Annotated in this window: 8 protein-coding genes; 6 read left to right on the top strand and 2 right to left on the bottom strand. The window is 41.3% G+C overall.

Annotated elements, in window-relative coordinates; all coding sequences use genetic code 11:
- Positions 1 to 68 precede the first annotated feature (68 nt).
- The 6 genes from IFO69_RS03335 to IFO69_RS03310 all read left to right on the top strand — a co-directional run bounded on the left by IFO69_RS03335 (position 69) and on the right by IFO69_RS03310 (position 13,098).
- Positions 69 to 1,610 (top strand): sulfatase family protein, encoded by a 1,542-nt coding sequence (locus IFO69_RS03335; protein ID WP_192008256.1) that lies wholly within the window; start codon positions 69 to 71, stop codon positions 1,608 to 1,610.
- A 138-nt stretch (positions 1,611 to 1,748) separates the two neighbouring features.
- The gene (locus IFO69_RS03330) at positions 1,749 to 3,296 is read left to right on the top strand and encodes a sulfatase family protein (protein ID WP_225443963.1); all 1,548 of its coding nucleotides are present in this window, start codon (positions 1,749 to 1,751) and stop codon (positions 3,294 to 3,296) included.
- A 6-nt stretch (positions 3,297 to 3,302) separates the two neighbouring features.
- Complete coding sequence (locus tag IFO69_RS03325) at positions 3,303 to 4,841, top strand: sulfatase family protein (protein ID WP_192008255.1); 1,539 nt, start codon at positions 3,303 to 3,305, stop codon at positions 4,839 to 4,841.
- Between the two features lie 36 nt (positions 4,842 to 4,877).
- A complete protein-coding gene (locus tag IFO69_RS03320; RefSeq protein WP_192008254.1) occupies positions 4,878 to 6,518 on the top strand; it encodes a right-handed parallel beta-helix repeat-containing protein in 1,641 nt (546 codons plus the stop codon).
- A gap of 321 nt (positions 6,519 to 6,839) precedes the next feature.
- Positions 6,840 to 7,904, top strand: a complete 1,065-nt coding sequence (locus IFO69_RS03315) for a glycoside hydrolase family protein (RefSeq protein WP_225443962.1) — start codon at positions 6,840 to 6,842, stop codon at positions 7,902 to 7,904.
- A gap of 1,144 nt (positions 7,905 to 9,048) precedes the next feature.
- Positions 9,049 to 13,098, top strand: a complete 4,050-nt coding sequence (locus IFO69_RS03310) for a CBM96 family carbohydrate-binding protein (protein ID WP_192008252.1) — start codon at positions 9,049 to 9,051, stop codon at positions 13,096 to 13,098.
- A 237-nt stretch (positions 13,099 to 13,335) separates the two neighbouring features.
- On the opposite strand, the gene IFO69_RS03305 is transcribed toward IFO69_RS03310, so the two are convergent.
- A complete protein-coding gene (locus IFO69_RS03305) occupies positions 13,336 to 14,376 on the bottom strand; it encodes a BamA/TamA family outer membrane protein (protein WP_192008248.1) in 1,041 nt (346 codons plus the stop codon).
- Positions 14,377 to 14,500: 124 nt separating this feature from the next.
- Positions 14,501 to 14,977, bottom strand: coding sequence for a hypothetical protein (locus tag IFO69_RS03300; RefSeq protein ID WP_192008243.1), 477 nt, complete (start codon positions 14,975 to 14,977; stop codon positions 14,501 to 14,503).
- Between the last annotated feature and the right edge of the window lie 14 nt (positions 14,978 to 14,991).

The raw sequence follows: 14,991 nt of genomic DNA, 5'->3' as shown, positions 1-14,991 counted from the left end.
TATCTGCGGTAATAACAAAATAGTACGCCTGCACTATTTTAGCAATTTAAACATTGTAATTCGAAGAGATGAAAAGAATGTATGTAATAGGGCTACTTATCCTTTTTTTGGGTTTTTCTTGTAGCCAAAAACAAGTAGCCAAAAAAACAGGAAAGGCTCAAAAAGGAAAACCCAATGTACTTTTGATTTATACCGATGATGTAGGGTATGGGGATATCGCTACTTATGGAGGAAAAATACCTACTCCCAATATTGATAAATTAGCAGAACAGGGCTTGCTGTTTACGAATGCCTATGCGTCGGCAGCTACTTGTACTCCGTCCAGGTATTCCTTGCTTACCGGGGAGTATGCCTGGAGAGCAAAGGGGCGTGGCGTAGCACCTGGAGATGCTTCAGCTTTAATTAAACCGGGTGTAGAGACATTGCCTTTGGTGATGCAAAAAGGTGGATATAGAACAGCGGCTATTGGAAAATGGCATTTGGGGCTAGGAGGAGAAGATGGTCCTGACTGGAATGGAACGTTGAGCCCTGGTCCTCTGGAGATTGGATTTGACTATTCCTTTATCATTCCGGCGACTGGAGATCGGGTGCCTACGGTATTTGTCGAAGATCACCATGTGGTTAATCTCGATCCTAAGGATCCTATTGAAGTGAGTTACCGCAAGAAAGTGGGAGACAGGCCTACAGGAAAAGATCATCCTGAATTGCTGAAGATGATGTGGTCTCATGGCCATAACCATACCATTGTCAATGGAGTGAGCCGTATTGGTTATATGTCGGGAGGAGAATCTGCGCTATGGAGAGATGAGGATTTTGCACAAACTTTTGTGGATAAGGCCAGTGCTTTTATCAAGCAGGATTCTGATAAGCCGTTTTTTATGTATTTTGCCACTCATGATATTCATGTGCCACGAATTGCCAATGAACGCTTTCAAGGAGCGACTGAGTTTGGTCCGCGAGGCGATGTAATTGTTCAGTTGGATTGGACAATCGGAGAATTGGTGAAATTATTGAAAGCAGAAGGGATGGATAAAAACACCATGATTATTTTCTCTAGTGATAATGGTCCTGTATTGGACGATGGTTATGTAGATCAGGCCAGAGAGCTGGTGGGGGACCATCAGCCAGGTGGTGAGCTGCGGGGTGGTAAGTATAGTGCATTTGAGGCAGGAACTCGTGTTCCTTTTATTGTGAAATGGCCTGCAGAAATTCAGCCAGGAACTATTTCAAATGCTTTATTCAGTCAAGTAGATTTATTAGGGTCTATGGCAGCCTATTTGGATGTGGTATACGATACCAGTCAGGCAGCAGACACAGAAAATGCATGGGAAAGTTTGGTTGGAAAGGATAAAGAAGGCAGATATGGCCTAGTACAGGAAGCCTTGTTCAGCAACCTGGCTTATGTGAGAAGAGATGGGTACAAATATATCCCAGCCAACAATGGCCCAGACATGGTGCCTTGGGGACCAATCATTGAAACTGGATTCTCCAAAGAGGATCAGCTGTTTGATGTAAAAATTGATCCAGCTGAAAACAATGAGGTTTCTGAAGAGTTTCCTGAGGTAATGGAGGAAATGAAAAAGGAGCTAAATGAGATAATTAATAAATGATATAAAAAGACCTGGTTTTTCCAGGTCTTTTTGTTGGTAGATGATAAAAAAGTATGCAATCAAGTAATTATTGATGGAACAAAAGGTAGAGGTTTTAGGTAAATTGCGCTAACTTCTTAAAATAATCAACCTAAAAAAATGGATATATTAAAGTGTAGGTTTTTTATGATAGTCTTGGTTTTTATTGCTACAAGCTGTAAAAATCAATCGACAGAAAGTGAGAAAGTAGAGGTTACTCCTCCGAACATCATTTATATTTTGGCAGATGATATGGGCTTTGGAGATTTGGGAGCCAATAACCCTGATAGTAAGATCCCAACTCCTCATCTTGACCAATTGGCAAAGGAAGGAATGCGTTTTACAGATGCACATACTTCTTCTGCTGTGTGTACCCCCACTCGGTACGGTATTTTGACAGGTAGATACAATTGGCGATCAACCTTGAAAAAAGGAGTGTTGGGTGGGTATAGTAAACCTTTGATTGATACAACCAGAGCAACGGTGGCTTCCATGCTCAGTGCGCATGGTTATCATACTGCATTTATAGGCAAGTGGCACCTTAGCTGGAACTGGGGGAAAGACACTGCTGGAAAAGTGGACTTCAGCTTGCCGGTGACCCATACCCCAAACGACAATGGCTTTGACTATGCTTACGGTCATGTGGCATCTTTGGATATCCCACCGTATGTTTATGTGGAAAATGGAAAAGTGACAGCAGTTCCGACAGATTCTACCCAAAGTAAGGATAAGTATGGTTGGTGGAGAAAAGGAATGACAGGGCCTGATTTTAAGCATGAGGATGTTACGCCTAATTTTTTCAGGAGAGGCATCCAATATGTCAAAGAAAGAGCACATGCTGGAAAGCCATTTTTCCTTTACTTGCCATTGCCTTCTCCGCATACCCCTATTTTACCTTCACAGGAGTACCAAGGCAAAAGTGGCTTAAACCCTTATGGGGATTTTGTCATGATGATCGATGATTATATGGGACAATTAATGGCTGCAGTAAAAGAAGCGGGCATTGAAGAAAATACCATGATTGTTTTTACCAGTGACAATGGCTGTTCTCCCGCTGCAAGAATTGAAGAGTTAACAGCAAAAGGACATTATCCAAATGGCATTTACAGAGGACATAAAGCGGACATTTTTGAAGGGGGACATCGCGTTCCTTTCATCGTAAAGTGGCCCAAAACAATCAAAGCTTCCTCTGTTAGTGATCAAACCATTTGTACGACAGACTTGATGGCCACGTGTGCTGACCTGATAGGGTATAAGCTAAAAGACAATGAAGGAGAAGACAGTTACAGCATGCTGCCATTGTTTCATGGTGAAACCTTGGAAGGGGATTTCCGAGAGGCAACAGTCCATCATTCCATTAACGGAAGCTTTGCCATTAGGAAAGGAGAATGGAAGCTGGCCATGACGGCAGGTTCCGGTGGTTGGAGTTTTCCGACACCGGCTCAAGTGGCCCAGCAGGACAGCTTACCGAAAGTGCAGCTGTTCAATCTGAAAGATGACCCGAAAGAAGAAAAGAACCTTCAGGCAGAGTTTCCGGAAAAGGTTGGTGAACTTCGAGCGCTTTTGACAAAATACATTGAGTCTGGAAGAAGTACGCCTGGCCAACCTCAATCCAATGATGGGGAGGAAGTTTGGGAACAACTGTGGTGGATGCAAGAATCTGAATAATTACCTATGAAATTTATATCCCTAGATCTTTTAAAAGCAGCTTTAATTAGCTCTTGTTTACTTCAATTTTCATGTGCTGAAAAAAGGCAGCAAGAAGAACCCAGACGCCCGAATATCATATATGTGTTGGCCGATGACATGGGCATTGGTGATATCCAAGCATTTTACCCCGAAGGGAAAATAGCCACGCCAAACCTTGATCAAATGGCTGCAGATGGGATGCGTTTTACAGATGCCCATACATCATCTGCTGTTTGTACGCCCACACGGTACAGCATTTTAACTGGACGTTATAACTGGCGCTCTAGATTAAAAGAAGGAGTCTTGTGGAGTGATGACAAAGGATTGATAGACACTTCAAGAACTACAGTACCCTCTCTGCTGAAGGACCATGGCTACCATACTGCTTATTTAGGGAAGTGGCATTTGGGTTGGAACTGGGGGCATGATGAGGAAGGAAATATAGACTTTACCAAAGAAGTAACCCATAACCCAAATGACAATGGTTTTGACTATGCTTATGGACATGTGGCTTCATTGGATATTCCACCTTATGTGTATGTGGAAAATGGAAAGGTGACAGCAATTCCCACCGACTCGACAGAAAGCAAAGACAAATATGGTTGGTGGAGAAAGGGTATGACAGCTCCTGATTTTGAGCATGAAGATGTAACGCCAAATTTCTTTAGAAGATCGATTGCCTATGTGAAGGAAAGAGCAAAGACAGATCAGCCCTTTTTTCTTTATTTGGCACTCCCTTCCCCACACTCTCCAATTCTTCCATCGGAAAAATGGCAAGGCAAAAGTGGGTTGAATCCTTATGGTGACTTTGTGATGATGATTGATGATTATATGGGACAGTTGATTTCCGCGGTAAATGAATCGGGAATAGAAGATGATACCATGATCATATTTGTGACGGATAATGGCTGTGCCCCAGCTTCTAAAATTGATGAACTGATAGAAGCAGGGCATCATCCAAGCGGGATTTACCGCGGTCATAAGGCAGATATCTACGAAGGAGGCCACCGTGTGCCGTTTATAGTCAAGTGGCCTAAGACGGTCAAAGCTGGAAGTGTCAGCGAACAGACCATCTGTACCACTGATTTATTGGCCACCTGTGCAGCCTTGGTTGGTTATGAATTGAAGGACAATGAGGGCGAGGACAGCTATAATATCCTGCCTCTGCTACAAGGTGAGACTTTAAAAGAAGAGTTTCGTGAAGCAACCGTCCATCACTCAGTGAATGGCTCCTTTGCGATTCGAAAAGGAGAATGGAAATTGATTATGTGTGGAGGATCAGGAGGATGGAGTTACCCAACTCCTCAAGAAGTTGCAGAAATGGATTCTTTACCACCAGTTCAGCTGTATAATATGAAAGAAGACCCTTCCGAAACCAAGAACCTTGAGGCGGAACATCCAGAAAAAGTACAGGAGCTTCAGGAACTTTTGACAAAATATGTTTTGGAGGGTAGAAGTACACCAGGAATTGCTCAGGAAAATGATGGGGAGAAGAAGTGGAAGCAACTTTGGTGGATTGACTAAAGCGAGTGGAATGGCGTTAACTCTAAAATTATTCAAATGACAGGAAAGTTATTTAAAATAAGTGTATTACATGTGTTGTGCATGATCATGAGCTGGGGAGGGCATGCCAAGGATTATTATGTCCATCCTACTAAGGGAAAGGATACCAATTCCGGTTCCAGCCAATCCACTGCACTCCAAAGTTTGGACAAGATCAATAGCTTGAGATTAGAAGCTGGCGACAGGGTTTTATTGGCCGCTGGTGAAGTATTTCAAGGCGCCATTAGCTTAAAAGGTGTAAAAGGTACAAAGCAATCTCCAATCGTTTTTCATTCCTTCCCTTGGGAGGGGTCAAAGAGTGATAAGGCCGTGATCAATGCGAAAAGCCAAGATGCAGGAATATTACTGAAGGACTGCTCTTGGATAAGCATTAAAGGTTTGGAAATCCAAGCAGATGGTTTTGATGAAGGTATTGAGCAAAATGCAAAAATGCGCTGTGGGATTTTGGTGACAAACCAAGAAGCTGAAAAAGTACAGGGTATCGAAATTGATAACGTTTTTATCCATGATGTATTTTTTGCTAATCCAGGAATTAGTCGCGGAGAGAATGAAATAAAAACAGCAAATGGTACCCAAGCATATGGCTGGGGGATCAGGGTCATCAATAGTAACCCAGATCTGATGATTCAGGAGGTGAAGATCAGTAACTGTAAGGTTGAAAATGTAGCGCACACAGGCATCAAACTAACCGGAAAAAATCACAATATCCAGCAAGTCAAAATCAGCAATAATGAGGTGAGCCGACCGGGAGGGCCCGGGATTCAAATGTCCGGGGTGCGCTTTGTTCATGTATTGAACAATATTGTGCAATACTCAGGAAGTCCAGATGATAGCAGAAAGTGGGGGCGAGGTAGCGGACTTTGGACTTGGGGATCTTCACAGGTGATGATCGAGCACAATCAGTTTATGCATGCCAATGGGCCCGCAGATTCTGCTGGGGCGCATATAGACTTCAATTGTGACAATGTGGTCATGCAATACAACTTCAGTGCTTTTAATGCTGGAGGTTTTTGTGAGATTTTAGGAAATAATTTTAATTGTTCCTACCGCTTTAATATCAGTGTCAATGATGGACACAGAGACAAAGGTGTGGCTGGAGCTTTTCAGGAAGGGAAAATATTTTGGCTAAGCGGCTATCAGGGTGAGAAAGCCAGAAAGGGGCCTATTAATTCCTATTTCTACAATAACACCATCTATGTAAGTAAAGACCATACGGCCAAAATAGCCATTGAGAATAACTCCAGTGGGATTTTGATCGCCAATAATATCTTCTGTATCGAAGGGGAAAGCAAATATGTATTGGGAGATCAGTACAACCCTGATGATGGGAAGGGTAATGTAAGCTTGGAAAATGTGACTTTTGAAAACAATCTCTTCTATGACAAGAACAATTGGCCAAAAGAAGCCATGATTTACGACCAATCTCCGATTTATGGAAATCCCCAATTTGCCAATGCAGGAGGAGAAAAACCATCAGATTATATCCCTTCCAACACGAATTTGGTAAAGCAAGGGATTGAAGTAAAAAGAATAGAAGGAGATCCTTTTGGTTTGGTTAGAGGCTTGCAAATGAAGACCGATTTTCTAGGACAAGAAATAAACGGGATCAATTTTATTGGTGCAATAAAGCCTGAGTGATATTATTGACATCTGTACTTGTTAATTATCCCCCTCCTTGTACTTGTAAGTTAAAGACTTTATAACTTTGAAAGGTTATTATTGCGGGGAGGTCGACACAGCTGCGGGGCGGGGGTGGCCTTGTGGGAAGAAGCTTTAGCTGTGTCTTGATTTTTCTTTGCTTCGTTTCTTTTCATCTAAGGAAAAGAAATGAAGAGTAAAGCCTAGGAAACAGACTTAATTGCTAGAAAAATCATTTTCAATTGCCAATATTTAAAAACAATAATTTTTCAAAATATACAACTAGTTTAAGAAGTAGTAACAACTAAAAATTAGATAGATTTGATCAATAAAGAACTAAAGATTACACTATTGAGCGTAACCCTTTTAACACTGTGTGTTTCCACAAGTAAAGGTCAAGACTCGCTGAGTTTATCAAAGTACATTCAGCCTGCTAGACAAGAAAATATTTTCAAGACAGAAGGATACTATAATTGGGGCGGATCAGTGGTGAAAGGAGAAGATGGCAAATACCATCTCTTTTATTCCAGATGGCCAAAGTCAACCCAATTTTCCGGTTGGATGGTTTATTCAGAAATAGCCCATGCAGTGTCCGACCAGCCTACTGGTCCTTGGGAATATAAAGAAACAGTGCTAGAAGGTAGGGGGAAAGGTTATTGGGATGCCATCACTGCTCATAACCCGAAAATTAAGTGTTTCGAAGGAAAGTTTTACTTATACTATATTTCGACCAATTTGGGAGAAAATGAGGATTATACAGAAGATGATTTAAGAGAGATCAGCCATTCTCGCATGAGTCATCCGGGCAGGAAAGCTGCCAGATCAAACCAACGAACCGGGGTTGCTGTGGCTACATCCTTGAACGGACCATGGATCAGACAAAACCAGCCATTGATAGAGCCATCAGGCCCAATCACTACTTTAACCGTCAACCCGGCTGTTGATCAAGGTAAGGATGATCGCTATTATATGATTGTCAAAGGGGACAAACCCAATGAAACCAGGTTTATTCGAAATCAAGCGATGGCCATTAGCGATCACCCTGATGGTCCATACGAGATTCAACCTGACCCAGTAATTGATTATATTGATACCGAGGATATGTCACTTTGGTTTGATGAAAGCAGGAGTAGGTATTACGGAATATTTCATACTCCTGAAGGATTTATTGGCCTGGTGAGTTCAGTGGATGGGGTGAAATGGAAGAAAGCTTCTGAATATCAGGTAATGCCAAAAGAGATCAAAATGGAAGACGGATCAATCCTTAAGCCTGATCGCCTTGAACGCCCTTTTGTCTATGAAGAAAATGGAAAAGTAATCATGTTGGGCTTGGCAGCCAAGCAAGGAAATGACTCTTTTGTGATAACTATTCCTTTAAAATATTAAACTTCCCATACTTAATTTGCCTCCTTAAGCTCGGAAATAAATTACGATTTTAGATTACGGAAGAAATTTGGATATCGTTTGAGTCAAAAAGCTTGAAGATAAGGATGAAATGCAAAAATAGTATGGATATTGGTTGAATAATATAGTGCATATGCCCTTATTTTTAACTTACTTGCCATCATCTAAATTATTGTAGGGTTAAAATTTTACAATCATTTAATGGGTTTTAATTAGGGTTTGTAAGGTAAAAATCCCCGAGATTTATGTCTCGGGGATTTTTTTGTGAAAACTTGAGTAGATCATTTTGGGGTAAACAATATATTGGTCCCAAGACGGATTGTTTGATCCCTTATTTTGTTGGTTTTATATGTATATCCTCAATTTTACCAGTAAAGATTAAAAGCGAAGTGAATAGGATTTTTTGATAAAAGTATCAACTGCTTTGGTCTTTAGACCACTTGAGCAAAGGATTTATGGTTTCTGGTATCATAGCGAGGAATCAGATGTCCAACAATATCTTATCTATATCCCTTAAGAATTCCTAAAATACATAGGTAGATTCGCCTTACAGATATTGAGCATCCGTTTTCCCGTCAGAATTGTTGACTTGGAAATATCCACTCACTAGGATCCTTCCTACTCCCGATAAAGTAGTAGCAAAGCTAGGGTAAAGCTATATCAAAGCTGGGGTAAAGCTGGGGTAAAGTTGGGGTAAAGCTGGGTTAAAGTAGACCTTAGAGCATATTTCTCAGAATTTGCAACCAAAAACCATCTCCCGTTGGCCCGTCAGTTGCACTGCGGGACTACTAGAACTGAGTCTCCGACTCACCATTTCTCGATATTATTGAAAATATTTAAAATATCGATTTAGCAATTTTATAAAATGTATTATTTTATAAAATACCATCAAATTGCTCTAATTTTTTGATTAAATGAGAGCTGTTGGTTATTATAATTACTATATTGCTCAGATAGTTATGGTAATTATTCGTGATGATTGCTAGGACTCAAATATTGCCTTTCTTGGGATTACCTTAGAAAAAAGAGACCTCAGGGTCTTTTTTTTGGGATCTAAATAGGCCTTTAGGCCTTTTGTGTGAGGCTTTTGAATTTTCAACAGTGGACTAACCTTAAACAATATACTATGAAATCTAAATTTTACCTTTTAGCGATTTCGCTAATCTGCTGGACGACCATGTCCTTTGGCCGCCAGCAAACTGATTTTGATTTAATCATTGATCAGGTCTTTGATGATTTTCAAGCTGGTACATCCACTTCTTCCCTAGACGCCAACGTGGGAAATTTGTTAAATACCCTGGATACAGCTGGGTACTGGTCGAACATTGATTATTCTTCGAACAGTCAAACGGCCTGGGAACCTGTTTATCATTTTAATAGATTGAGCGAGATGGCCAAGGCTTATTCTCGTGAAGGCAGTGCCTATTATGGTGATACTCTGCTTAAGTCCCGTATCATTAAAGCTTCGGAATACTGGTTGAACCTTAGTCCCCAGCCCAGTAGTACCAATTGGTTCTACAGAACAATTACTATACCCAATGCTGTGGGAAGGATGTTGGTATGCTTTAGAAAATCCCCTGAAGGAATTTCTCAATCTTTGGAAAATGACTTGATAAATCTTATGACCAAAGGAGTTTCACTTTATAATGCTCCATCAAAGAATGGATCCAACCGTACTGATGTAGGCCAGCACTATATCATTCGAGGATGTTTGACAGAGAATCAAACTTTACTACAAAATGCCATTGACTTTATTGGGGAATCAATAGTGATAGCTAATGGTGAAGGAATTCAGGCAGACGGGTCTTATGCGGCACACGGTCAGCAACTTTACATATATGGATATGGTCTTGAGTTTATTCAGGGAATCAGAAATATAGCCATTTATGTGGCGGGGACCCAATATCAGATCGCTCCGGAAAAAATAGCCATTTTCTCGAATTTTGTAAGAAATGGTTTTATTAAAACCTCAAGGGGCAAATATGTGGACTTTAATGTTTTTGGTAGAGGGGTTTCTAGACCTAATACAGGAAGGGCCAATACCTCTCAGGTAAGCAAGGTGAAGCTTTTCGACCTACCTGCCTATACCTCTTTTTACGATACCGTGATTAGTCGAATGAATGGAAGTGAAGATCCGTCTTTTGGGGTTCAAGCTGAACATTTTAACTATTGGAATACAGACTATGCCGTCCATCACCGACCTGGTTATATGTTTGGTCTCAGGACTGTTTCGACTCGAACAATGAAATCTGAGATGGGGAATGGAGAGAATTTGAAAGGTACCTATTTAACGGAAGGAGCTACCTACATTGCGGTGAACGGTGATGAGTATTACAATATTTTTCCAGCTTGGGAATGGAATAAAGTGCCAGGTACAACAGTTCCGGAAATAACCAATTATCCCACTAGGTCATCTTGGGGCACCAATCCAGGTAAGTCGGCCTTTGTGGGTGGAGTTTCTGACGGAAAGTATGGCGCCAATGTCTTTGCCATGGATGATTATAATACCCAAGCCAAAAAGGCATGGTTTTTCTTTGATGATGAGATCGTGTGTCTGGGAGCAGGGATTAGCTCTTCAGCAAGTCAAAAGATCAACACGACTATGAACCAATCCTTATTGGATGGAGATGTGGTGGTTTCTGAATCAGGATCAATACAAACTTTATCTGAAGGACTTCACAATTATAGTAGCGGTTTGGACTGGGTATGGCATGATTCTGTAGCATACCTGTTTCCTCAAGGTGGAAATATCCGCTTAAGTAATGATGTCCAGACAGGTAATTCCTATGATATCAACCATAGTTATTATTCTAGTAATGACCCGATCAGCAAAGATGTGTTTAAGTTATGGATCGATCATGGCCTGTCTCCATCGAATGACCATTATGAATATATAGTAGTACCAGGAATGAACAGTGCTGCTGCGATGTCCAGCTATGATGATAGCAATATCGTCGTTTTGGCCAATACCGACTCTGTTCAGGTGGTAAAACATGCTGCTTTGGATATCTGGCAGTTGGCCTTTTACAAAGCAGGGATTTTTGAAGCTGAAGGTGTAAAAGTGAAGGTGGACAAACCTTTGGTTTTGCAGCTTAAAGGAGTGTCTTCTGGGGAGGTTGAGGTGTTTGCTGCTGAACCAACCCAAAGTGCTGGCATATCTGCCCGTATTGGTCTGGAGGCAGATGGATTTGATGGCATGAAAATGTTGGACCTGGAATTTCCTTCAGGCTTAATGGCGGGAAGTACCGTGTCAGGAACCATTGATAATAATTCACCCGATTATGAAGAGATAGAAATTCCCCTTGGCTCAATCGCGATAGCGGATGCTTATGTGAGAGGAGGTTCATATGAATCGGATAATTTCCCCACGGGAACCCTAGTAGTAAAAAAAGGAAATAATGCCTATGACAGGGAATCCTATATTAAGTTTGATATCAGTGATCTTCCAAGCAATACAGACAGTGTTTGGGTGAGATTGTATGTGAAATTTGCCAATACCACAGTGACGGATACCAATTGGGAGTTTTATACGGTGGAAGACAGTACTTGGTCAGAAACAGGCATCACCTATTTGAACAAACCAGCAGGAATTACAAAGATCGGAGAAGTTCAGGGAATGCCAGCGGGCAGCTATGTTCAGCTAGATGCTTCAAGTGCGGTTATGGCTGCTAAGTCAGCAGGGAATAGTACTTTTTCTCTCAAAATAATCTCTACAGTGCTAGGGGGAGAAACTGATGGGCAGTTTGCTTCAAGAGAAGAAACCGATGTTTACAAAAAACCTCAACTGATCATTAAGGAAGCGGAAGAAGTAGTCATCCCTGCCGGAGTTGAAGCGGTTGCAGATGCTTTTGTACGGGGTGGTGAATATGAGAACAATAATTATCCAACACAGGACTTATACGTAAAGCACGGTAATGGAGCATATGATAGAGAATCTTATTTGAAGTTTGATTTAAGTGAGTTGCCTAGCGCATTGGACAGTGTACAGCTGAGGATGTATGTCACCACAGGGGGAACAGAAGTAACCTCTACAATTTGGGAAGTCTTTTCGGTGCTGGATACAACCTGGACTGAAACAGGTATAACGTACGCGACCAAGCCAGAATCTGGTGTCAAAATTGGGGAGATCCAAGGCGCTACCACTGGAAGTTATATCCATTTAACCATTACAGATTCATTGTTGCAAGAAATCGCTGTGGGTCAGTGGTTATCTCTAAAAATGACTTCAACCGTGTTAGGTGGGCAAACGGACGGTAGGTTTTCACCTAGAGAGGATGCAAATCCGGATTTTAGACCACAACTGATTCCTTATGGTACTGAACCAGAAGAAGAACCAGAAGAGCCAGAAGTAATACTTCCTTTAGGTGTAGAGGCTATAGCAGATGCATTTGTAAGAGGGGGTACTTATGAAAACACCAATTATCCTACTGAAAACCTGTATGTAAAACAAGCCAATGGGGCTTATGAAAGGGAGGCATACCTGAAGTTTGACTTAAGTGAATTGCCAAGCATGCTGGATAGTGTTCAATTGAGGATGTATGTGCAAAGTGCCAATACGGATGTGACCAATACCAATTGGGCGTTTCATGCGGTAAGTGATACTACTTGGACAGAAACTAGCCTTACTTATGCCACAAAGCCTAGTGGAAATGTATTGCTTGGGGAGGTTTCTGGTATTGGAGGAGGAAACTATGTTTACCTGACTATCAGTGACTCTTTATTGCAGGAAGTTTCTTTAGGTAATTGGCTTTCAGTAAAAGTCACCTCAACAGCTTTTGGAGGGAACATAGACGTAAGGTTTACGCCAAGGGAACATGAAACGGCAGAGTTTAGACCTCAACTGATTCCATTTGTTTCAGAAGAAGAGAGCGAAGTAGCCACTCCAAGTGAGGAGTTGACTGCAAAAAGTCCCAAAGGTTTGGTGGGAAAAGATTTACCTAATAACAAAGTGTTGCTCTATCCTAATCCTTTAGTAGGTATGGCCACTGTCAAAACTGAATTGCCTTTCCATTCCCTGGTTATCCGCGACCATAGAGGAGAAGTGATGTTGGAGGAAACTGGTCTAAATACCAATATTTATGAATTAAATCTCAGTGGATTCAAAAATGGGATGTATTACCTGATGATTATAGGAGAGGATTTCGTGGAAACCAAAAAGGCCATTAAAAGAAATTAAAGAGCAATAACTCGAGCATGGTTGAAATAAAGGAGGTTGATGTTTTCATCAACCTCTTTGCATTTATAATAACCAAAATCTATTTCCGCATATTAAAACGGAAAGATGGGACAATGCACCAAAATGATCATTTTGATTAAGAGATCAATTACTTAGATCCTCGGACTTCGTACATCATGCCACTTGAGCAAAGGGTTTTAGGTTATTGGAATAAAGGCAGGAAACAATATTTTCAAATCACCTTAGCCAATTACTTCCAAAAACGATATAATATCCCCAACTGTCTGGACCTTTGGCTACATCAACTCCCATTCTTAAGCCAAACTTTCTTGCCAAGAGATATCGAAATCCTGTTCCCACATTGTACACCAATTTTTCATCTCCAAATTCTTGAAATCCATCAAACGCTTTTGCTAGTCCTCCAAAGGCCATGATACTCCACCTTTGATTCAGGTCAAACCTGTTTTCCATTTCAGTAGTTGTGATTTGATTGTTCTGGTACCTGGCTGCTGGCACTCCCCTTAAATTTACGCTTGGCAACTCATAGAAAGGCGGATCGTTAAAAACCTGTTGGTACTCTGCCCGGATGCCCATGACCCATTTTGGATTGATGGGGAGGTATTTGTAGAGGCCTGCCTCCAGCTCCGTATAGTTAAAGTCGCTAAAGATAAATTCATTGGATACAGAAAACATCACCCTGGACATGGTGCCTTTATTTGGAGAAAACACATTGTCTCTGGTGTCATAAATTAGGACCGGAGAGAGTTTTGAGATATTGCCTTTAAAATCTTCAGGTTGGATGGACTCTGGTATCGACTCAAAATGGGGATTGACTTTTACACTGCTAAATCGGTAATTTAAGCCTACTGAAAAATCACTATCTCCTATTTTTTTAGTGGCTTCAATAAATACGGGCAGGGATTTAAAAGTGAAAGCAAACTCTTTTTCTCCAATCAATGGGACTTCCCTGTATAATGAAATATTGATATGGTAATAGAAAAGGCCATACCTGAGCTTTAGTCCTTTGTTGGTAATATTCTTGGTTTGTATTCCTCCCAGAATCCAGCTGTTGTTGGCGGTGTATCCCCCAAAGCCCGCGGTGATGTTAGGCGGAGCTCCCGCTACAGGAGTCAAGAAGGCCAAGCCCAATAAGCCACCAAAACCGCCCACAGCTGGTTCTGTGATCAAACTTGGAAAGGGAACAAAGCCGTGAGCGTTGATGACCCAATCACTTAGATCAAATTGGCCATCTAGTGAGTCCTTAAAGTAAGGCTTCATGTTCTCCTGCCCAAATAGCCTAGAGCTTAGAAGGAATAGGATAAACAGAAGAAAAATCGAGCGTTTCAAATTTCAATAACTTAAAAGAGCGACTGAATGGAAAAACTATTTTGAGGCAATGGGACTATTTGATTTCACCGATGAAGGGTAATTCCTCTTGCATGGCACTCCTAATGGTGGAATGGATGTAGTCGTCTAATTGTAAGAATTTTGCGGCATCAATGGCGGAGGTGGCTTTTTTGAATTTCTTGTAATAGCTGGCATGAAGCTTATCTCTTTTAAGGGTGTTTTGAAGGGTTCTTTTGGCCAGATCATCAGCGGTTTCTTCATCGAGGGATTCGTATTTTTCCAGGTACTCTTCCATCAGCAAAATACGTTCGCGTGCGATAGCCTTTCTGTTCTCTTCATAGGCTTGATAAACAGTCCAGAAAGATGGAGAAACAGATTCAGGAAGATCCATGTAGGCATCGATCAGTTTCTTTTTATCCATGCCAAATTCGGCCTGAATCAGTTGGAGTTCATCATCCTCTGATACTTGAGCTTGGGAGAAGAAAGGAGCAAATAGTACAAATGCGAATAGTAAGCGTTTAAGGTTTTTCATTTTTGATGTGGTTT

It is taken from the genome of Echinicola arenosa (assembly GCF_014841125.1).
GTDB lineage: Bacteria > Bacteroidota > Bacteroidia > Cytophagales > Cyclobacteriaceae > Echinicola > Echinicola arenosa.
The sequence above is the reverse complement of the archived record's forward strand: the minus strand, read 5'-3'. Positions and strand labels throughout refer to the sequence as shown.

What these genes read in the sequence shown, in the direction of transcription:
- IFO69_RS03335 (WP_192008256.1), top strand. Translation starts at nt 69, where the DNA reads ATGAAAAGAATGTATGTAATAGGGCTACTTATCCTTTTTTTGGGTTTT.
- IFO69_RS03330 (WP_225443963.1), top strand. Translation starts at nt 1,749, where the DNA reads ATGGATATATTAAAGTGTAGGTTTTTTATGATAGTCTTGGTTTTTATT.
- IFO69_RS03325 (WP_192008255.1), top strand. Translation starts at nt 3,303, where the DNA reads ATGAAATTTATATCCCTAGATCTTTTAAAAGCAGCTTTAATTAGCTCT.
- IFO69_RS03320 (WP_192008254.1), top strand. Translation starts at nt 4,878, where the DNA reads ATGACAGGAAAGTTATTTAAAATAAGTGTATTACATGTGTTGTGCATG.
- IFO69_RS03310 (WP_192008252.1), top strand. Translation starts at nt 9,049, where the DNA reads ATGAAATCTAAATTTTACCTTTTAGCGATTTCGCTAATCTGCTGGACG.
- IFO69_RS03305 (WP_192008248.1), bottom strand. Translation starts at nt 14,376, where the DNA reads ATGAAGCCTTACTTTAAGGACTCACTAGATGGCCAATTTGATCTAAGT.
- IFO69_RS03300 (WP_192008243.1), bottom strand. Translation starts at nt 14,977, where the DNA reads ATGAAAAACCTTAAACGCTTACTATTCGCATTTGTACTATTTGCTCCT.